The following is a 21,027-nucleotide window of genomic DNA, read 5'->3' on the forward strand; positions in this document are numbered from 1 at the left end:
GATTAAAATTAGAGCATAAAAAAACCACTACCAGCTTGTATAGTGAATTTTAAAACCTGATAAATTGCCTTTTAGTCTTTTTGTTAGATTAACTTTGGTGTTGACTTAAAGGGCCTAGCGCGGTACTAATATAAAAAGAGAGCGAAGGAATAACCTTCGCGATAATTGAACAAAATTTGGTATTAATTACATGCTTACAAACGCACTTAACCTAGTCCTGATTATTATCGTGGTGATTATTCCCGCGAGGGCTTCGTAGTGCTTTAAAAACTTAAGCATTAAAAAAGCCCTCCGCACTTAACCGTTCGGAGGGCTTTTTAGTTTTAAGGGTAAAATTTGTAATTGGGTTGTCACTGAGGAATGAGGGTTTATTAATGACAGGCGCAGAACTAACAATCGACTTATTGGCCAAACACGGCGTAAATGAAGTATTTGGCTACCCAGGCGGAGCTATTATGCCAATTTACGATGCACTGTATGGCGCGCCAGTCAAACACTACCTAACTCGCCATGAGCAAGGTGCAGGGTTTGCAGCTGTTGGTTATGCTCGCAGCACACGTAAATTAGGCGTATGTTTTGCAACATCTGGCCCAGGTGCAACTAATTTAATAACCGCTCTTGCTGATGCGATGATGGACTCAGTACCATTATTGGCGATCACCGGCCAAGTGCCTACTGCAGCTATTGGTTCAGATGCGTTTCAAGAAATAGATGTACTAGGTATGTCGCTTTCGTGTACTAAGCACAGCTACATGGTAGAACGAGCTGAAGACTTAGCAGAGATATTACAAGAAGCAATTCATTTAGCGCAAAGCGGCCGCCCAGGTCCTGTACTTGTCGATATCCCAAAAGATATTCAAATGGCTCAAGTCCCTTTTAAACCGTGGCTAGCAGCTGATGAATACTTACCAGAGCTAGATTTAAAGCAAGTTGCTATTGCTAATCAATTGTTGAGTGAGGCTAAACAGCCTGTAGCGTATGTAGGTGGTGGTGTACAAGCCGCTGATGCGCAAGACGAACTAATGCAATTTTTAAATAAAACTCAGATGCCAGCCGTATCAACACTTAAAGCGCTGGGCAGTGTATTACCAGATTACGAACATTACTTAGGTATGTTGGGTATGCATGGTGGTCAAGCTGCTAATATCGCAGTGCAAGAATGTGATGTACTTGTATGTATAGGGGCACGCTTTGATGACCGCGTAACAGGCAACTTAGCTAAATTTGCAGCTAAAGCTAAAGTAATCCATTTAGATATAGATGCTGCTGAAGTTGGTAAGCGAAAACCTGCTAAAGCTTCATTAATTGCCGATTTAAAAACGTCGTTACCCGCACTTGAGTGCTTTGTAACACCTAAAGCTTGGTGTGACACAAATAAAGAAATGAATATTAAGCATGCGTGGCGTTACGACTACCCAGGTGAGAAGGTTTTTGCACCGTACTTATTAAACCAACTAAGCCAACGCATGCCAAAAACAGGGGTTGTGTGCTGCGATGTTGGTCAGCACCAAATGTGGGTAGCACAACACATGAAGTTTACTCATCCTAGTAATCATTTAAGCAGTGGTGGTGCAGGGACAATGGGCTTTGGTCTACCGGCTGCTATTGGCGCGCAAGTAGCACGCCCTGATGACTTTGTTATCACTGTATCGGGCGATGGTTCTATAATGATGAATATTCAAGAGCTGGCCACTATTCGCCGTAACAATTTACCTGTAAAAATATTAATTTTAGATAACCAGCGTTTAGGGATGGTTCGCCAATGGCAAGAACTATTTTTTGAAGGGCGTTATTCTGAAACTAACCTGTCGGATAACCCAGACTTTGTGCAATTAGCTGCTGTATTTGGTATCCCAGGGCAAACAATTACTCACGCTAACCAAGTTGATGATGCGATAACTGCATTAGTTAACAGTAAAGGTCCGTACATAGTACATGCCTGTATTGATGATAAAGAAAATGTTTGGCCACTTGTACCACCTGGGGCTGCTAACGACGAAATGATGACGGAGAAAGCAAAATGAAACATCGCCTAACTATTGCATTAAAAAGCCAAAGTATAGCGGTAGAGCGCTTTTTACGAGTGGTGCGTCATCGTGGTTTTGACCTTACGCATTTTCAGCTCAATATGGACGATGGTTTTTATAATGTAGACATGACGGTAGATAGTGATAAACCAATTCACCTTTTAACCAGCCAGTTAAATAAGCTGGTGGATGTCAAAGAAGTCACTTTACAAAATTTACAGCAACAACAGGCTGTGTAATTACGAACTGAAAAACAATTTACGAGTAACTGAATCACTCGGTTACTCACCAATTTTAGAATGAGGAATGCCCGCTTATTTTGCGGCAAAAACTGAGGTAACTATGGCTAAATTAAGAAGTGCAACAACAACTGAAGGGCGTAAACGCGCAGGCGCTCGTGCATTATGGCGCGCAACAGGTATGACCGACACCGATTTTGGTAAGCCGATTATTGCCGTAGTTAACTCGTTTACACAATTTGTACCAGGGCATGTTCACCTTAATCAGCTAAGTGAACTTATGGCTGAAACCATTACACAAGCCGGTGGCGTCCCTAAAGAATTTAATACTATTGCGATTGATGATGGTATTGCAATGGGGCACGGCGGTATGCTTTATTCGCTTCCTTCACGCGACTTAATTGCTGACTCAGTTGAGTATATGGTAAATGGTCATTGTGCTGATGCGATGATTTGTATTTCAAACTGCGACAAAATTACTCCAGGAATGATGCTTGCAGCACTACGCTTAAATATTCCGGTAATATTTGTATCAGGCGGTCCAATGGAAGCTGGTAAAACTAAGCTTGCTAACATCGATATTAAACTTGATTTAGTAGATGCCATGGTTAAAGGCGCTGATGAATCGGTAAGTGATGCAGATTCAGAGCAAGTAGAGCGCTCTGCGTGTCCAACATGTGGCTCGTGTTCAGGCATGTTTACTGCAAACTCAATGAACTGTTTGCTAGAAGCGATTGGTTTAGCATTGCCAGGTAACGGCACGACGCTTGCCACTCATAAAGACCGTAAACAACTTTATGTTGAAGCGGGGGCTCGTATTGTTGATTTATGTCGTGAGTATTATCAAAAAGACAATCAAGATGTATTGCCACGTGCTATTGCTAACAAAACAGCCTTTATGAATGCAATGGTTGTTGATATTGCAATGGGTGGCTCGTCAAATACGGTATTGCATTTACTTGCTGCAGCGCAAGAAGCGGGCGTTGATTTTGATATGTCGCACATTGATGCGCTCTCTCGTAAAACACCATTTTTATGTAAAGTTGCACCAGCGACACCTGAATATCATATTGAAGATGTGCACCGCGCAGGCGGCATGATGGCAATCGTACGTGAACTTGGCAAAGCAGGCTTAGTTGATATGTCAGTTAATCATGTTGCTGGGTCAACTATGGCTGAGCTCGTTAAAAAATGGGATGCAACAGATCCTACTAACGAAGCAGCGCGCAAATTTTACCGTGCTGGCCCTGCGGGCATTCGTACCACTAAAGCAATGAGCCAAGAGTGTCGTTGGGACGAGGGCGATAATGACCGTGTTAATGGGTGTATCCGAAGTGTCGAACACGCTTTTCGTCAAGATGGTGGCTTAGCTGTACTTTCGGGTAATTTAGCAGTTGATGGCTGTATTGTTAAAAGCGCTGGCGTTGTTGATGAAATGCTACATTTTGAAGGTACTGCAGTCGTGTACGAGTCACAAGATGATTCTGTAGAAGGTATTTTAAACGATGAAGTAAAAGCCGGTGATATCGTGGTTATTCGTTACGAAGGCCCTAGAGGCGGCCCAGGTATGCAAGAAATGCTATACCCAACTAGCTACTTGAAATCAAAAGGCCTAGCTGAAAAATGTGCACTTATTACTGATGGTCGCTTTTCGGGTGGTACTTCGGGTTTATCAATTGGTCATGTGTCGCCTGAAGCGGCAAGTGGTGGTGCAATTGCTTATGTTGAAAATGGCGACAAAATCATTATTGATATCGCAACACGAGAAATCACGTTAGCGCTAAGCGATGAAGAGCTTGAAGCACGTAAACAAAAACAATTAGCACGCGGAAAACTGGCGTACAAACCAGTTGACCGTGAGCGCTATGTATCGTCTGCTTTAAAGGCTTATGCATTACTTGCAACAAGTGCTGATAAAGGCGCAGTGCGTGACTTAGCTAAATTGGAGGCGCTTAGTTAATTATGGTCTCTCAAGAGCTCGATTATTTTCGCGCTATTATTCAAGCAAACATGGAGCCTTTGGCTAAAGTTACCGAGGTCAGCGAAATGGCTGAGCTTGGTGCTAAATTAGGTAACCATGTTTGGTTAAAGCGTGAAGACCAACAGCCCGTGTATTCATTTAAATTACGCGGTGCGTATAACAAATTAAATAAATTACCTAAAGGCTCAGTGGTTATCACTGCTTCAGCGGGTAATCATGCTCAAGGGGTTGCACTAAGTGCTTCTCACTTAGGGCATCAAGCCACAATTGTAATGCCAGTAACAACGCCTGAAATAAAAGTAAGTGCGGTACGTGCGCTTGGCGGTGAAGTTGTGCTACATGGGCATCATTTTGATGCCGCAAAAGCACATGCGCTTGAGCTTACAGAGCAACGAAACGGTATATTTGTTCCACCATTTGATGACCCAGACGTCATTGTTGGTCAAGGTACTGTAGCACGTGAGCTTATGCAGCAATTAAACGAGCTCGATGCGGTGTTTATTCCTGTTGGCGGCGGCGGTTTACTTGCTGGGATGGCGGTTTATATTAAATCGCTGCGTCCAGATATAAAAGTAATTGGTGTAGAAGCCGACGAAAGTGCATGTTTACAAGCGGCACTTAAAGCAGGCAAACCGGTAGAGCTTGAGCGCGTTGGTAGTTTTGCTGATGGCGTAGCGGTTAAAATTATTGGCACTGAAACATTTCGCTTAGCGCAAAAGTTTTGTGATGAAGTTATAACCGTCACCAGCGACGAAATATGTGCTGCCATGCAGGATATTTTTGTATCTACCCGTGCAATAGCAGAGCCTTCAGGTGCACTTGCAACGGCAGGGCTTAAAAAATGGAGCCAGCAGTCGGGTTTAAAAGGGTTACATTTAGCGGCTGTTTTATCCGGTGCTAATTTAAACTTTGATCGCCTGCGTTATGTTGCAGAGCGCACTGCGCTGGGTGAAAAAAACGAAGCGTTATTAGCGGTTACTATTAAAGAAGAAAAAGGCAGCTTTAAACAGTTTTGTGCTTCTTTAGGTGGCCGTGCTATTACTGAGTTTAACTACCGTTATGCAGGACCTGGTGAAGCACAAATATTTGTAGGTATTGCCCTGCGCCAAGGCGAGCAAGAGCTTAATGAGCTAAAGCAAGACTTAACAAATAATGACTACCAATTTTGCGATCTGTCGGATAACGAACTCGCTAAATTACATGTGCGCTATATGGTTGGCGGAAAAGCACCCGAGCAATTACATGAGCGCTTACTTCGCTTTGAATTTCCAGAGTATCCAGGTGCGCTTGCACGCTTTTTAGATACTTTAGGTAGTAATTGGAACATTACCTTATTTCATTATCGTAATCACGGTGGTTCGATGGGGAATGTACTGGCAGGTTTTGCTATTGAGCCGAGTCAGTATGAGATGTTTAACGAGCACTTAAACCGTTTAGGTTACAGTGTACAAGATGAAACACAAAATCCGTGCTTTAGCCAATTTTTAACATCAAAGCCCCAAGCAGAAAAAGCCGAAAAACTCGCCTCAGTATAATCCTTCTTTAAAGGCAGGCACCTAACTAGGGTGCTTGCTTTATCGCACGTTTTACATATAGTTACAGGTAATCGTCATACTTTTTGAGGGCACCTAGTTGCTATTTAAAGGATTAATCATTGGATTGTGCTTTTTTTGTAGCCATATCGCGGCGCAAGAATCAGTCACATTACAGCTAAAATGGACACATCAGTTTCAGTTTGCTGGCTACTATATGGCAAAGCAAAAAGGCTTTTATAATGAAGCGGGCCTTGATGTAACTATTAAACAAGCTAATCCAATGAAACCTGATACCTTTGCTCCTGTCGCCAGTGGTGAAGCACAATTTGGTGTAGGGCACTCTGGTATTTTACAGCAACGTATAAATGGACAACCTCTTATTGCTATGGCTGCCTTATTGCAATTTTCACCTTACTGCTGGATGGTTAAAGACACGTCTGATATTTTTCATCCACGTGACTTTGTTAATAAACGTATTACTGCGGTAAGCAAAAATGATGGCGCCGAACTACTTATTATGCTTAAACGCAGTGGCGTTGATGTAGATAAACTCAAAGTTTACGATGGCGAAAACCCAGGCCAGGCTTGGATTGAAAACAAGCTAGATGCTATGCAAGTATATGTTACTACAGAGCCTTATTATATGACTCAACAAGGCGTAGCTCATCGACTTGTTTGCCCACAGCGTTATGGTATGGACGTATACAGCGACATTTTATTTACCAGCGAAAACATGCTGAAGAAAAATCCTCAAACGGTCGAAAAATTCTACCAAGCGAGCCTAAAAGGATGGCGTTATGCAATGATGAACATGGATGAAGCCATTGCAGTCACCCAGCAAAACTATGCACCGGGTAAAAGCTTTTATCAGCTCGCTTTTGAGGCTGAAGTACTAAAAAGTTATATAACCCCACCCACCACCAGTTTAGGACATATGTCGATAGCAAAGTGGCGCTTAATTGCGGACTTATATGGCATACAGCAAAACGAATTTGACGAAGTAAAATCTCACTTTATTTATAAATACCAAGAACCTGAAAAGATGCAGTTATCGTGGATGCTCATGGCAGCTATTTTGGTAAGTATTATTTCAATACCTTTGTATTTACGGCTGATTTTTAGTAAAAATTAACTGCTTAGGTAATTCCCGAAACTGATATAATTAATTGTCTTTTTTATTTTTTAAGCTGTTATGACTTTAGCTGAGCAATTTTTAGCACTTGATTCACTTTTAATGCGTCATCGTCAGTATTGGCAGTGCACCGCATTTGATTTTGACACTATACCTTGGCCAGAGCTACAAGGCATACTTAGCGAACTAACTGATGATCAGGTAAGCGTTCTTGATAACGATCAAAACCAGCTATACCAATTTTTTAGCCAACATATAAGCCAACTTGATGAACTTGCAAAGTTATGCGAGTTACCTAGCACAGCCCACTCTCAAGCTGATTATCCATTTTGGATAAGTAACGGCATTAAAGGTCGTAAGTTTGCACAGTTACAAGATTTTGTATCTGCACTACCTAATACCAAGCAACCTGTTTTAGAGTGGTGCGCGGGTAAAGGGCACTTAGGTCGAATGCTTGCGTTTAATGGCGCAAGTAATGTACATAGTATTGAACTGCAACAAAGCTTATGCGAGCAAGGACAAAAAAGTGCACAGCAACAAGGCTTAGCAATGCACTTTAGCCAAGCCGATGTATTAAAAGACGATATCACTCAATTTTTTAATACAGACATGCATGCTGTAGCGCTTCACGCATGCGGTGGCTTACACCAAGCATTTATGCGCCAAGCAAGTTTAGCGAAAGTACAGCAAATTAGCTTTTCACCTTGTTGCTACCATTTATTTACGGCTAATGAGTACCGTGCAATGAGTGAGGTTGCAAATAAAAGTGAGCTTAATCTAACGCATCGTGATTTAAAGCTCGCATTACAAGAAACTGTCACAGCGCCTTCTCGTCTGGAAAAAGTGCGTAAAACAGAACTTGAGTGGCGACTTGGTTTTGATGCACTAAGAAAGTCGATCACTGGCGAGCAATATTACGTAAGCGTACCTTCGGTCAACAAAGCTATATTCTCAGATTCGTTTAAATCGTTTTGTGCATGGGCTGCAGATAAAAAGGCATTAAAACTACCTCAAAGCATTGATTATATTAAGTATTTAGAGGTTGGGGTGGCTCGAAAAAAAATAACTGACCGAGTTGAACTGGTTCGACATGTGTTCAGAAGGGCAATTGAAGTTTGGCTTGTGCTCGATCGTGCTTTATATTTGCAACAGCAAGGTTATCAAGTAAGCGTTAAAACGTTTTGTGAAAAGCAGTTAACGCCTCGTAATATTTTGATTCTTGCTAATGTCCATTAAATTTCCGTCCTCGACTTAATAAGAGATGCAATGAGAAAGTTAAAAAATTTATTCGATAACAACAAACGTTGGGCTGCTCGTACAAGTGAAGCAGACCCTGAGTTTTTTAAAATTTTATCTATGCAACAAAATCCAGAGTATTTATGGATTGGTTGTTCAGACTCTCGTGTACCTGCAAATCAAATAGTTGATTTATTACCAGGCGAATTATTTGTACATCGTAACGTTGCTAACGTGGTTGTACACACTGACCATAACTGCTTATCGGTTATGCAGTACGCTGTAGAGGTTTTAAAAGTAAAACATATAATGGTAGTAGGTCACTATGGTTGTGGTGGCGTACAAGCCGTTTTAAACAATGCTAAATTTGGCTTTATTGATAATTGGCTACGCCATGTAGGAGATGTAAAAGAAAAGCATCTTGAACAACTTGACGCAATGCCAGAAAGCGAACGCTTAAGCCGCCTTATTGAGCTAAATGTAATTGAGCAAGTACGTAATGTGTGTCGTACTAACATTGTGCAAGATGCCTGGGAGCGCGGCCAAGAACTAAGCGTTCATGGTTGGGTTTATGGTTTAGAAAACGGCCATCTTCATGATTTAGAATCTGTAGTAACGTGCGCGAGTGAAGAAACGCAAAGCTACAAAAAAGCAGTGCAACACGTATTTAAAAAAGTGGGTGAAAATAAATAAATCCATGACTAAAACGGCGGTGTTGATAGGTGCTACAGGCTTGGTCGGTAATGAGTTGCTCCATAAGTTACTTAATAGCGATCGTTATACAAAAGTAGTTACGTTAAGCCGTCGAGTTCTGCCTGTCACACATGCAAAGCTAGTTAATCACGTTATTGATTTTGAAAAATTAACTCAATATGTTGAGCTTTTTAAAGGTGATGTATTGTTTTCGTGTTTGGGCACAACCCGTAAACGAGCGGGCTCGATACACGCTCAGCGTAAAGTAGATTTTGATTATCAGTTTATAGCGGCGCAGTTAGCGGCATGTAATGGCGTTACGCATTATTGCTTAGTGTCATCAAGCGGGGCGAATACGCACAGTAATAGTGCTTATTTGAAAATGAAGGGAGAGCTTGAGCAACATATTAAAGCACTCCCTTTTGATAAAATAAGTATTTTACAGCCATCTTTATTATTAGGTGATCGTGAGCAATTTAGAGTGGCAGAAAAGATAGGTAGTATTATTTTTCCTGTTATTACACGATTTGCGTTTTTAAAGCGTTATAAACCAATAACTGGCGAACAAGTTGCGCAAAAAATGCTGAGTGTGAGTTTAGCTCAGCAGGCTAAGTTGTCTTATTATGTACTTGATGAGCTATTTGAATAAACTGAGTAAAACGCAAAAGGCAGCCTAAGCTGCCTTTTTTGTACATTAAATTAATACCAATTTTATTAAAAAATGATCATTTTAGCGTATTAAATAACTCACTAACTACGTTAAAAATTATTTATATAGAACAACTATGTACGATAATTTTAGCCTTGTTATTGAGCTATTTTCTTATCGCTATAATAGAACACTAATTTAATGCAATTGGTATAATTATTCAGCGTCAGTTTTAGCGCTAAGTTGTTGCTCAAGCAATGAAACTTTAGCTTCAAGTTCGGTTAACTTTTCGCGAGTACGAATAAGTACTTGGCTTTGCACATCAAATTCTTCACGGCTCACAAAGTCCATCTCAGCAAGCTTGTTTTGTAGAACTTGCTTTGTTTTACCTTCGAGTGTGTCTGCTAGGTTTTTTACGCCTTGTGGCATATTGCTAGTAATTTGCTTAGCAATTTCTTCAAGTTTTGCTGGGTTGATCATATTTGTCCCTTCGGCATTGCCTAAATGATAATAACTAATATTACCTTATACCCGCGGTATTTAACACATGATCATCTTTACCTTAATTAATTAAGGCAATTGCTATGCTCGCTGTAATGGTTACGTTAAAATTGCGCGTCTTTTAAATTTCTTTGGTCGTTATGAAACTCAATCCTAAACAAGATGAAGCCGTAAAATATATTAGTGGTCCCTGCTTAGTACTCGCGGGCGCAGGCTCTGGTAAAACCCGTGTTATTACGAATAAAATCGCTTATTTAGTGAAAAAATGTGAGTACAAAGCGCGAAATATAGCCGCTGTTACTTTTACCAATAAAGCAGCCAAAGAAATGCGTGAGCGAGTACTGCAAACACTCGGTAAGCAAGACGCTAAAGGTTTATGGGTATCAACGTTTCACACACTCGGTTTAGAAATAATAAAAAAAGAATTGAGTACATTAGGGTTTAAACCCGGCTTTTCGTTATTTGATGATCAAGATACCAATCAGCTTCTTAGTGAACTCACCGAAGATGAGCTCAAAAAAGACAAGGACTTACTCAAACTACTTAAAATGGAAATTGGTAGTTGGAAAAACGAATTAGTACTGCCAGAGCAAGCAATACGCGAAGCGCGTGATCCGCAAAAAGCATTGTTCGCGCAGTTATATGGGCGCTATCAAAACCAGCTGCGTGCTTATAATGCACTGGATTTTGATGATTTAATTATGATCCCTACTTTGTTACTTACTAATAACGCCACATCTCGTGAGCGCTGGCAGCAACGCTTTAAATACTTGCTGGTGGATGAGTATCAAGATACCAATACAAGCCAATATCAACTTGTTAAATTGCTAGTAGGCGAGCGTGCCCGTTTTACTGTGGTAGGTGATGACGATCAATCAATTTACTCATGGCGTGGTGCTCGCCCGCAAAACTTAGTGTTATTAGGTAAAGACTACCCAGGGCTTAGACTTATAAAGCTTGAACAAAACTATCGAAGTGCAGGGCGAATACTAAAAGCGGCTAACATTTTAATTGCCAATAACCCACATGACATAGAGAAAAAGTTATTTAGTGAACTAGGTTACGGTGAGCCGATCAAAGTAATAGGGTGCCGCGATGAAGAGCATGAATCTGAGCGTGTGGTTGCTGAAATAATTTCACATAAGTTTATGAAGCGAACCAGCTATAAAGATTACGCGATTTTATATCGTGGTAATCATCAAGCACGTGGCTTTGAAAAATCACTAATGAGTAACCGTATCCCTTATAAAATTAGTGGCGGTATGTCGTTTTTCGCTCGCTCAGAAATTAAAGATATTATGGCGTATTTACGTTTGCTAGTTAATCAAGATGATGACAATGCATTTTTACGTATCGTAAATACACCGCGACGCGAAATAGGCACGGTTACCCTTGAAAAGCTTGGTACGCTTGCTAATGAAAAGCACGCGAGCTTATTTGCTACCTGTTTTGATAACGATTTAGGCTACAGACTAAAAGGGCGTGGCTTTAATGCGCTTGCTGGGTTTGCACGCTGGGTTGTTGAGCTATCTGATAACGCAGTACGCGGTGATACGCTCGAAGCTGTTAAAGACTTAGTGCGTAATATTAATTACGAGGCATATTTGTACGAGTCGTCACCGAGTGCTAAAGCGGCTGAAATGCGTATGAAAAACGTATCAGAGCTGTATCGTTGGATAACAGATATGTTGACCGGTGATGCCGACAACGAACCAATGACATTAGCTGAGGTTGTTAGCAAGCTAACCCTTCGCGATATGCTTGAGCGTAACGAAGAAGAAGATGAAACCGATGCAGTGCACTTATCAACACTACATGCATCAAAGGGCTTAGAGTACCCGTACGTATTTATGGTGGGTATGGAAGAGGGTTTACTTCCGCATCAGGTAAGTATTGATGAGGACAACGTAGATGAAGAACGTCGCTTAGCTTATGTTGGTATTACTCGTGCGCAGCAGGAGTTAACACTTACTTATGCAAAGATACGTCGTCAATTTGGTGAAACCTCACAAACTGAATTAAGCCGATTTGTACAAGAGTTACCGCAGGACGATCTCGCGTTCGAAAACAAAAAGGCGCCAAATACCCAAGCAGAGCGCATGGAAAAAGGCCAAGCAAGAGTCGCTAACTTACGAGCGATGTTTAAAAAGCCTGAGTAATACCTCAGGCTAACTTTATAAAGACTGGGTTGCTTGCACTTCAGGTAACTCAGAACATACTAGAGCGTGTTGTTTTCCTACAAAAAATGCCAAACCGTGTTTATCTAATAAAGCTCTAAAATTAAGTATTGATGGGCCTTTAGCAATGACCTTCATTGCTTTGAGCTTTGTAATTGCAAGCACGCCCTGTAGCTGAAAATCGTAACTTTCTTGTTGTAAAACACGTTTACTAAAGGTCGAGCTAAGTAGTAAATAATCAAAATTAATATCGGTTAGTAAATTAAGTTCGCACCTGTCTTTAGCAAAATTGTTTAAACCAATTGAATAACCAAGTTGTGATAGCGTTTTGAGGTTTTTTATTTGCGTTGCACATGCGTGGCGAATTTCTTGTTCATCAAATAATAAACAGAGTTGGCTTTGCCCTTGTTGTTTATTCAGCGTATCTGTAAATAAAACAAATTCGTGTTCCTCAAGTAGCAAACCAGAGCAAGGAACCAATGCCATAGCTACATTTGCAGTAATTGCTTGTGCATAGGCGCGTTGTAATAGTTGTAACTCTACTTGCAGATGCTGCTCTTTATCTGATGCAAACTTTTTCAAAATATCAAAGCTAGTAAAGCCAAGTATTGGGTGTTCACCAAATGCTTCAAATAAAGATTCAGACTGTTGTTGCTCATCAAGCGTAATTATTTCTGAGCTTCTAAAACTCATAGGTAATATATCAAGGTGATGTTGTGCTTTTAGAGTCTGCGCAGGTATTGATTGCGTTAATAGCGGATGAAATAACTCGTAACGATTTTTTCCTGAGTTTTTGGCGTGATACATGGCGGCATCGGCATCACGAATAATTTCATCTGTATGCGTATAGCTTTTCTTTGAGTAGGTTATCCCTATACTTGCGCCACTTTGTAAAGACTCACCTTTGAGATAAAAGGGTTTTTTCATTAAATCTATAATACGATTTGCAACATCTTCTGCTTGTTGAGGCTCAGTTAAATGGGTTAATAAAATAACAAATTCATCCCCGCCTAAGCGTGCTAGTAAATCATGCTCGCGTATACATTGGGCAAATAACTCACTTACGTTAATTAAAAATTGATCGCCTGCATGGTGGCCAAGCTGATCGTTAATATCTTTAAATTTATCTAAATCGATAAACAAAACAGCAAAGTGGTGCTCAGGAAAACGCTGATAATGTTGTAGCGTTTTTTCGAGCTGAGTTAAAAATAGACTACGATTAGGCAGGCTCGTAAGTGAATCGTGATGTGCATCATGATAAAGCTGCTGCTCTATTTTTTTTCGCTCATCTATTTGCATTTGTAAGTGCAGATTAGTTTGACGCAATTCTTTGGTTTTTTCGTTTACTCTAAATTCGAGTTCTTGATGGCTTTTTGCAATTGCTTGATTGACGAGCTTTGTTTGTAAAACAGCTGCAATTTGATGCGATACAAAGGTAATTAACTCGCAATCATCTCGGCTGAAAATATGTTTGTTATCGTAGGCTTGGCAAACAATAAGGCCGATAACACCTTGAGCTGTTTTAAGTGGAGCGCCTAACCAGCTAGTGGCCATTTGCTCTTTTGGCACAGGTGCTGAACGTTGTACCACACCGCTTTCTATTAATTCTTTTGCTCTACATGGGTGTATTAGTTGTGTTTCTTCGGTGCTTATTACCAGTTCGCTATAACCTTTAGCAAAGCGTCTTGGCTGTGTATTTTCTTTAAATTCATCTACGCAATAAGGAAAACTAATCCACCCTGTTTCTTTATCATAAAGTGCAATATATAAGTTTTCTGCGTAGGTAATTGTTTTTATTATTTCGTGTATCTTAAAATAAGCGTCATCAAGGTTTTTAGCTTGTGTTGCTATCTCAGATATTTTAAATAGAATTTGCTGGCGTTGAAGTGCGCGTTTACGCTGCTCTATTTCAAGGTTTAGTGCCTCGTTACTTTGAGTGAGTGCGCGGGTGCGAATTTTAACTTCTGACTCAAGGAGTTCTCGTTTTTTTACACGCTCTATTGCAGTTGCCAAATAAAGCGACATAAACTCAAGTAATTGTATTTGCTGTGAGCTATAGCCTTGTTTTGTATCGTAACTTTGAGCTGCTAATACACCGATAATGTTATGTTCTTGGTAAACCGGTACGCCTACCCAATGTTCGGCAGGAGTGCCTAATGCTTTAAATAAACCTTCTGCTGCAGCATCTTGCATTTGCTGCTTGGTAAAACATGTGGTTTTACCCTGTTTAAATACATAACCCGTGGCGCCTTCATCAAAGCTATTTGATTGGTTAAGGGCGACGGCAATACCATCTTTTTCATCTGAAAAGTAAGAAAGTTCCAGTGATTGACTGTATTGATTTAGCAGCACCACATAAAAACTTTTACTAGGTACGTACTTTTGTAAAATATCATGGATGGCGGGGTATAGCAGGGTTAGCTCGGCCACAGTACTTGCCTGCTCTGATAATTGGATCAGGGCATTTTGTAAGTGATGTGATTGTTTGTATTTCTCGAGAAGCGCTCTAAGGCGTTTATTTTGATACGCCAATTTACTCGATACTGATAGTTTATCTTCCAATGATCTAACCGGCTATTTTTATTGTATAGTTATTAGCCTTATACTTTCACTTTTAGTGCTTATCGTCAAGTTGATATTCCTACTAAAGCAGTAGCTAGATACACTATTTTAGGCATTAAAAAAGGCTTACAGAAGTAAACCTTTTTTATATTTCAATCGAGCTTATTTAGATGTCATAAAGTCGATAGCAGCGCTAATCTCATCATCAGAACAATCCATACACGTGCCTTTTGGAGGCATAGCATTAAAGCCATTTAGCGCATGCTCAAGTAAAGTATCTTTACCTTTAGCAATACGTGGAGCCCAATCGTCAGCCGATTTAGGCGCGCCTAGTGCACCGGTGCCGTGACATGCAAAACATGCACCTTGATATACTTGCTCACCAGAACGAGGACCTGTAGGCGCAGCTGCAACTGCAGCTTTATCGCCTTCAAGGTATACAGCACCAACCGGCGCGAGACGTGCTTTAATTGCATCTTCAGTCATAGAGTTATCATATGGCTGTGCGTATGCAGTGGTTGCTAGCAATAATAATGCTGCAGCTGTTAATTTTTTCATTTTGCCTTGCTCACTTCGATTTGAACGTGATCAATCACGATTAAAGATGACGGAAATTAAACCGATTATAACTCTCTGAGCCAATTTATAAAATGCTAAGAGCCGTTTTTATTAATAAAACTGACTACTTTTTGCGTTAACGCAATAAAATTTAATTATTTACTGTTTTTTGTTAAGCAATTTAATAAGCGTAATCAGTCATACAATTAACTTTTTAGATCGTAAGATCAAAATCAATTTATTGATAATACGCTACTAACTAGTTTTGCGATCCCTGCGTCGGCTTCAAGAATCGATTCTGCCAACATGTAAGCAGGGGTGGTAACTAACTTATTTGGTTCATCGATAACTACACCGTCAACCGCACAATCTATATGTTTAGCGCCTAATGTGCTTAGCGCTTGTGCTGTCTCTACATCGTTACCAATAGTAAGTGCGGCGTTATCGTAAATAAATGGGATCAATGCGGGTGCAATACACATATAACCTGCAGGCTTATTTGCTTTTGCAAATGATTTACAAGCATTAAGGACTTCCTGATTGATATTTGCTTTTGCGCCTTTAATTGCAAAATCGCATAAGTTTTTTGCAGCACCGAAACCGCCAGGTACAATTAATGCGTCAAACTGAGTCACGTCTAGTTCAATCAGCGATTTAATGTCACCTCGTGCAATGCGAGCAGCTTCTGTTAATACATTGCGTTTATCAGGCATTACTTCACCTGTTAAATGGTTAATGGTATGAAGTTGTTCAATATCTGGTGCAAAACACTGATACGTTGCGCCATTTTTGGCTATATGTAATAAAGTTAAAATTGCTTCATTAATTTCACTACCATCGTACACACCAGACCCTGCTAATATTACTGCTACGTTTTTCATGCTTTTGTGCCCCTAAAGTCTTTTTTATAAGTCGATCGGATGAAGTTTAACATGCTCAAAATTTCTCGCGAAAATAAATTTTTAGTACAAAAATCATTCGCAGTGCAAGTCGTTTTGCGGTTTATGCCATTTGCGATCACTTTGCCTTTAAAAAAATTATAAAGGATCGCTATGATCTTCGATCCATTGTGCTAGAATACTCCTCCGGTTATTTAAATGGACGCGAATAATCAAAGTGAATAACAACAGAAGCAGTCGTTAGAAAACCTTTTTCCACATTGGTTTAAAATAATAAAAAAAGAACCTCGTATTATCTTTTTTAAATTAAAACATACAGTTAAAGTATTTTCTAGGCATTTTATAATGCTTTGGAAGAATAGCTCGTGGCTGTTATCTACACACTTATCCACAGCTTGCTCTAGTTTTAATAACACGATAAACAGCAATTCACAGTCGTTTTATTTACTACCTTATGGCATGCTTATAATTACCTTAATTTTTTGCATTTAGGATCCAAATTCACCATGGCTCAGATCCCCGAAAACCCACTTATTTTAGTTGATGGCTCGTCATATTTATTTCGTGCTTATCATTCTCCGCCGCATTTAACTAATTCTAAAGGTGAGGCTACGGGCGCTATTTACGGCGTGATCAACATGCTTAAAAGCTTGATCAGACAATATGATCCCTCACACATGGTGGTTATATTTGATGCTAAAGGCAAAACGTTCCGTAACGATATGTATAGCGAATATAAGGCAAATCGCCCGCCGATGCCGGATGACTTACGTACGCAAATAGCACCAATACATAGCATTATCAAAGCGATGGGTTTTCCGCTAATTAGTATCGAAGGCGTTGAAGCTGATGATGTTATTGGCACATTTGCACGCATTGCAACTGAGCAAAAACGGCATGTCCTTGTCTCCACTGGTGATAAAGATATGGCGCAACTTGTAAATGAACACGTTACATTAATAAACACGATGACCGACAGTATTTCAGATCCTGTTACCGTAGTTGAAAAGTTTGGTGTAGGCCCCGAACTTATTATCGATTACTTGGCACTAATGGGCGATAAGGTCGATAATATCCCAGGTGTTGAAGGCTGTGGTCCAAAAACGGCCGTTAAGTGGTTAGAGAAATATGGCTCGTTGCAAGGTGTAATGGATCACGCAAGTGAGATTAAGGGTAAAATAGGTGAAAAGTTAGCTGCAGCTCTCGATCATCTGCCTTTAAGCTACGAGCTTGCAACAATTAAGTGCGATGTTGAAGTCGAATCAGATCTTGATACGTTCAAACTACAAGAGCCAAATAAAGACGAATTAATTGCACTATATGGTGAGTGCGAATTTCGTCGTTGGTTAGCTGAGTTACTAGATAACCCCAAAGATGCAGAAACACATTTAGCTGTACCTACCGAAGCCACTGAATTACCAAAAGTAGAAGATGCCCATTACGAAACTATTTTAACGCAAGCGCAATTTGATACGTTAATAGAGCAATTAAATAGTGCCGAGTTATTTGCATTTGATACAGAAACTACCAGCCTTGATTACATGAAAGCGCAATTAGTGGGTATGAGTTTTGCCGTAAAAGCGGGTGAAGCTGTGTATTTACCTCTAGCGCATGACTACCCGGGTGCGCCTGAGCAACTAAGTCTTGAATTTGTAATGCAAAAGCTAGGTCCAATTTTGGCCGATGAAAACAAAGCTAAAGTAGGGCAAAACCTTAAATACGACAAAAGTGTATTAGCGAATGCAGGTTTTGCGCTAAACGGTATTAAGTTTGACACCATGCTTGAGTCATACGTATTTAATAGTGTGGGTACACGCCACGATATGGACTCGCTAGCACTTAAATATCTAGGTCATAAAAATATTAGCTTTGAAGGTATTGCTGGCAAAGGTAAAAAGCAACTTACCTTCAACCAAATTGAACTTGAAAAAGCTGCGCCTTACGCTGCAGAAGATGCCGATATTACTTTGCGCCTACATGAAGTGCTTTGGCCAAAAATAGCGGCTGATGAAAAGCTAAAATCTGTATTCGAAGATATAGAAATGCCACTTGTTAGTGTGATTTCTGATATTGAACGAACCGGCGTTGCAATAGACAGTAATATGCTTGCAGCACACAGTATGCGTTTAGGCGAGCGTTTAATTGAGCTTGAAAAAGAAGCATTTGAAATAGCAGGGGAACCATTTAATTTAAGCTCTCCTAAGCAACTACAAGTACTGTTGTTTGAAAAGCTTGGCCTGCCTATTATCAAAAAAACACCTAAAGGTGCACCTTCTACCGCAGAAGAAGTATTGCAAGAGCTTGCTCATGATTATCCACTACCTAAAGTAATTATAGAGCATCGTGGTTTATCAAAGCTTAAATCAACTTATACTGATAAATTACCATTAATGGTGAATGAGAAAACCCAGCGTGTACATACGTCTTATCATCAGGCAATTACAGCAACGGGGCGCTTGAGTTCAACCGATCCTAATTTACAAAATATTCCTATTCGTTCAGAAGAAGGGCGTCGAATTCGTGAAGCGTTTATAGCTGCAGATGGTTATAAAATTGTCGCTGCCGATTACAGCCAAATTGAGCTGCGTATTATGGCGCACCTTTCACAAGACAAAGGTCTATTAAATGCATTTGCTAACGGCTTAGATGTACACAGTGCAACTGCCGCTGAAGTATTTGGTGTAGAGCTTGATGATGTAACTACCGATATGCGCCGCAAGGCGAAAGCAGTAAACTTTGGCTTAATTTACGGTATGTCTGCATTTGGTTTAGCACGTCAACTAGATGTGCCACGCCATGAAGCGCAGCATTACATAGATAAGTACTTTGAGCGTTTTCCTGGTGTATTAGAGTACATGGAAACAACACGTGAAAAAGCGGCTGAAAATGGCTATGTTGAAACAATATTTGGTCGCCGCCTACATTTGCCAGAAATAAACGCACGTAATGGGGCGCGCAGAAAAGGAGCCGAACGTGCTGCTATTAATGCGCCAATGCAAGGTACTGCTGCTGATATTATTAAAAAGGCAATGCTGAGCGTTAACCGCTGGGTACACGAACAAGCGCCAAATACGATTAAGTTACTTATGCAAGTACACGATGAATTGGTATTTGAAATTAAAACAGACTGCGCACCTGAATATACAAAACATATTTGTGAGCTGATGTCGCAAGCTGCAGCGCTTGATGTGCCGCTTATTGTTGAAGCCGACGAAGGTGACAACTGGGAACAAGCCCATTAATGCAATTTGAGCATTTTAATTAAAGCGCCTTTTGGCGCTTTTTTTATGTTTAATAAAAAGGGCGAATAACAGCTATTTAATTAGCTATATGCAAGCTTTAGTTAAAATAAGGTTAATTTAAGCAACTATTTGTATTAAATAGTTATATGTTCGTCAATTCGAGCTGTTTTACAGGAATATGATTGTATTTTAATGCGTGCTTTTGTTAAAGTCCCGCCTGTCCTATCCTGTAGGACATCCTGTTGATGATGCATCTGAAAGGGTGCAACAAATTGATAGCTTCTCCCCAGTTTGCTATACCGGCCTACCAACTTGTTTGGTGGGCCGTTTTTTGTTTTATGCCTAAAAATCCTATCTAATTAATTCTTTTTTGCGCTATACCAATTGTATTGTTCATTCGTCACTTCGAGGTGGTTTGGGTACATCGCAGGTGATACCATCGAAGTGCTATCATTTTTATTCTTTTCATTTTATTACTAAGGAGTGCGTTATGTTTAAAGCATTAGCTATTGCAGGTTTTTCTTTATCAAGTTTAGTTATTTCTAATGTTGCTCAGGCCAATTGGCAGCTAGTGAATGATAAAAGCCAACTAAGCTTTGTTTCAATTAAAAAAGATTCGATTGCTGAAGCTCACCATTTTACTAACCTTGAAGGTATGCTCTCTGATAAAGGTGAGTTTAGCGTTAATGTTGATTTAACATCAGCCGAAACTCTAATCCCTATTCGTAATGAGCGTTTAGCTACATTTTTATTCGAAGCGGCTAAATTCCCTAATGCTGTTTTAACTGCAAATTTAGCTAAAGAGCTAAGTAATATCAAAAAGCCTGGTCAATATGTATTGAAGGGTATTAAAGCTGAGCTTGATTTTCATGGTAATAAAAAACCATTGGCAATTGATGTACTCGTTAACAGCACGCAAAGTGGTGATTTAACGGTATCATCATTAACACCTATTATTATTAATAGTGATGATTTTGGTGTAACCGAAGGCGTTAAAAAGCTGCAAGAGCTAGCGGGTTTACCTTCAATTGCAACAGCAGTACCTGTTACATTTGCAATAACACTTAAAAAACAGTGATTTCTTTAAGTGAGCTTAGCAAGCGATTAAGCGAGCCAAGCAAACCTTTTGATAGTTGGCAGCCTAACCATTGTGGGGAGCTGCCAATTGTTATTAATAATGAAGGGAAATGGTTTTACGATGGCAGCGAAATAACACGCCCAGCCATGGTGAAGCTGTTTGCTTCTGTATTGTGTAAAGAAGATGAGCAATTTTATTTAAAAACCCCTGTCGAAAAAATAACAATAACGGTTGAAGATGCGCCGTTTATTATTGTTGATTGGCGTTTTGAAAATACAGCGCAAGGGCAAGTGTTGTGTTGTATTGATAATTTAGCTAGGCAGTGGCTAGTGAGCGCTCAGCAGCCTTTGTATATAAAAGACTACAATGGTTCAAAGGTGCCTTATTTAAAGCTACCGTATGGTTGTAGTGCGCGAGTTTCACGCAGTGTATTTTATCAGTGGGCTGAAAAAGCCGAGTCTGATAAGCTCGGCTATTTTATTAAATCTGCAGGAAAGCAGTTTTATTTATCGTAACGC

The 21,027-nt window shown here is 40.1% G+C and carries 16 protein-coding genes; 12 read left to right on the forward strand and 4 right to left on the reverse strand.

Annotated elements, in window-relative coordinates:
- The first annotated feature begins 374 nt into the window (after positions 1–374).
- The 8 genes from ilvG (at position 375) to H5115_RS05170 (ending at position 9,492) form a co-directional block, all read left to right on the forward strand.
- A complete protein-coding gene (gene ilvG / locus H5115_RS05135) occupies positions 375–2,024 on the forward strand; it encodes an acetolactate synthase 2 catalytic subunit (protein WP_002959891.1) in 1,650 nt (549 codons plus the stop codon).
- Complete coding sequence (gene ilvM / locus H5115_RS05140; protein ID WP_182753994.1) at positions 2,021–2,266, forward strand: acetolactate synthase 2 small subunit; 246 nt, start codon at positions 2,021–2,023, stop codon at positions 2,264–2,266. The genes ilvG and ilvM overlap by 4 nt, the downstream gene beginning before the upstream one ends.
- A 103-nt stretch (positions 2,267–2,369) precedes the next feature.
- A complete protein-coding gene (gene ilvD / locus H5115_RS05145) occupies positions 2,370–4,226 on the forward strand; it encodes a dihydroxy-acid dehydratase (RefSeq protein ID WP_024596945.1) in 1,857 nt (618 codons plus the stop codon).
- 2 nt (positions 4,227–4,228) lie between these two features.
- Positions 4,229–5,782, forward strand: a complete 1,554-nt coding sequence (gene ilvA / locus H5115_RS05150) for a threonine ammonia-lyase, biosynthetic (RefSeq protein WP_039485942.1) — start codon at positions 4,229–4,231, stop codon at positions 5,780–5,782.
- A 97-nt stretch (positions 5,783–5,879) separates the two neighbouring features.
- Positions 5,880–6,914, forward strand: coding sequence for an ABC transporter substrate-binding protein (locus H5115_RS05155; RefSeq protein WP_182753996.1), 1,035 nt, complete (start codon positions 5,880–5,882; stop codon positions 6,912–6,914).
- Positions 6,915–6,974: 60 nt separating this feature from the next.
- Positions 6,975–8,150, forward strand: a complete 1,176-nt coding sequence (locus H5115_RS05160; RefSeq protein WP_182753998.1) for a methyltransferase — start codon at positions 6,975–6,977, stop codon at positions 8,148–8,150.
- A 30-nt stretch (positions 8,151–8,180) separates the two neighbouring features.
- Positions 8,181–8,843, forward strand: coding sequence for a carbonate dehydratase (gene can, locus H5115_RS05165; RefSeq protein ID WP_002959903.1), 663 nt, complete (start codon positions 8,181–8,183; stop codon positions 8,841–8,843).
- Positions 8,844–8,847: 4 nt separating this feature from the next.
- A complete protein-coding gene (locus H5115_RS05170) occupies positions 8,848–9,492 on the forward strand; it encodes an NAD(P)H-binding protein (protein ID WP_024596948.1) in 645 nt (214 codons plus the stop codon).
- Between the two features lie 216 nt (positions 9,493–9,708).
- Here the strand turns inward: H5115_RS05170 and H5115_RS05175 are convergent, their stop codons facing one another.
- Positions 9,709–9,972, reverse strand: coding sequence for a ubiquinone biosynthesis accessory factor UbiK (locus H5115_RS05175; RefSeq protein WP_002959905.1), 264 nt, complete (start codon positions 9,970–9,972; stop codon positions 9,709–9,711).
- Positions 9,973–10,133: 161 nt separating this feature from the next.
- Here H5115_RS05175 and rep point away from each other — a divergent pair, with 161 nt between their 5' ends.
- Positions 10,134–12,152, forward strand: coding sequence for a DNA helicase Rep (rep, locus tag H5115_RS05180; protein WP_024596949.1), 2,019 nt, complete (start codon positions 10,134–10,136; stop codon positions 12,150–12,152).
- A 15-nt stretch (positions 12,153–12,167) separates the two neighbouring features.
- Here the strand turns inward: rep and H5115_RS05185 are convergent, their stop codons facing one another.
- From H5115_RS05185 to elbB, 3 genes are all read right to left on the reverse strand, one after another.
- Complete coding sequence (locus H5115_RS05185) at positions 12,168–14,732, reverse strand: diguanylate cyclase domain-containing protein (RefSeq protein ID WP_182754000.1); 2,565 nt, start codon at positions 14,730–14,732, stop codon at positions 12,168–12,170.
- Positions 14,733–14,894: 162 nt separating this feature from the next.
- Positions 14,895–15,290, reverse strand: coding sequence for a cytochrome c5 family protein (locus tag H5115_RS05190; protein WP_002959908.1), 396 nt, complete (start codon positions 15,288–15,290; stop codon positions 14,895–14,897).
- A gap of 233 nt (positions 15,291–15,523) precedes the next feature.
- Positions 15,524–16,171, reverse strand: coding sequence for an isoprenoid biosynthesis glyoxalase ElbB (gene elbB / locus H5115_RS05195; protein ID WP_182754002.1), 648 nt, complete (start codon positions 16,169–16,171; stop codon positions 15,524–15,526).
- Positions 16,172–16,695: 524 nt separating this feature from the next.
- On the opposite strand from elbB, the gene polA reads away from it, so the two are divergent.
- The 3 genes from polA to H5115_RS05210 all read left to right on the forward strand — a co-directional run bounded on the left by polA (position 16,696) and on the right by H5115_RS05210 (position 21,024).
- A complete protein-coding gene (polA, locus tag H5115_RS05200) occupies positions 16,696–19,431 on the forward strand; it encodes a DNA polymerase I (RefSeq protein ID WP_182754004.1) in 2,736 nt (911 codons plus the stop codon).
- Between the two features lie 490 nt (positions 19,432–19,921).
- Entirely contained in the window at positions 19,922–20,509 is a 588-nt protein-coding gene (locus H5115_RS05205) for a YceI family protein (RefSeq protein WP_024596952.1), read from the forward strand.
- Positions 20,506–21,024, forward strand: a complete 519-nt coding sequence (locus tag H5115_RS05210; protein ID WP_024596953.1) for a DUF1285 domain-containing protein — start codon at positions 20,506–20,508, stop codon at positions 21,022–21,024. The genes H5115_RS05205 and H5115_RS05210 overlap by 4 nt, the downstream gene beginning before the upstream one ends.
- The last annotated feature ends 3 nt before the right edge of the window (positions 21,025–21,027 follow it).

The sequence above is a fragment of the Pseudoalteromonas sp. SR44-2 genome, from assembly GCF_014163745.1.
In the GTDB taxonomy this organism is placed as follows: Bacteria; Pseudomonadota; Gammaproteobacteria; order Enterobacterales; family Alteromonadaceae; genus Pseudoalteromonas; species Pseudoalteromonas distincta.

Excerpts from the sequence above, each read along its gene's own strand:
- ilvA (WP_039485942.1), top strand. The coding sequence starts at position 4,229 with ATGGTCTCTCAAGAGCTCGATTATTTTCGCGCTATTATTCAAGCAAAC.
- ilvG (WP_002959891.1), top strand. The coding sequence starts at position 375 with ATGACAGGCGCAGAACTAACAATCGACTTATTGGCCAAACACGGCGTA.
- H5115_RS05190 (WP_002959908.1), bottom strand. The coding sequence starts at position 15,290 with ATGAAAAAATTAACAGCTGCAGCATTATTATTGCTAGCAACCACTGCA.
- ilvM (WP_182753994.1), top strand. The coding sequence starts at position 2,021 with ATGAAACATCGCCTAACTATTGCATTAAAAAGCCAAAGTATAGCGGTA.
- H5115_RS05205 (WP_024596952.1), top strand. The coding sequence starts at position 19,922 with ATGTTTAAAGCATTAGCTATTGCAGGTTTTTCTTTATCAAGTTTAGTT.
- elbB (WP_182754002.1), bottom strand. The coding sequence starts at position 16,171 with ATGAAAAACGTAGCAGTAATATTAGCAGGGTCTGGTGTGTACGATGGT.
- H5115_RS05170 (WP_024596948.1), top strand. The coding sequence starts at position 8,848 with ATGACTAAAACGGCGGTGTTGATAGGTGCTACAGGCTTGGTCGGTAAT.
- can (WP_002959903.1), top strand. The coding sequence starts at position 8,181 with ATGAGAAAGTTAAAAAATTTATTCGATAACAACAAACGTTGGGCTGCT.
- ilvD (WP_024596945.1), top strand. The coding sequence starts at position 2,370 with ATGGCTAAATTAAGAAGTGCAACAACAACTGAAGGGCGTAAACGCGCA.
- rep (WP_024596949.1), top strand. The coding sequence starts at position 10,134 with ATGAAACTCAATCCTAAACAAGATGAAGCCGTAAAATATATTAGTGGT.
- polA (WP_182754004.1), top strand. The coding sequence starts at position 16,696 with ATGGCTCAGATCCCCGAAAACCCACTTATTTTAGTTGATGGCTCGTCA.
- H5115_RS05175 (WP_002959905.1), bottom strand. The coding sequence starts at position 9,972 with ATGATCAACCCAGCAAAACTTGAAGAAATTGCTAAGCAAATTACTAGC.
- H5115_RS05160 (WP_182753998.1), top strand. The coding sequence starts at position 6,975 with ATGACTTTAGCTGAGCAATTTTTAGCACTTGATTCACTTTTAATGCGT.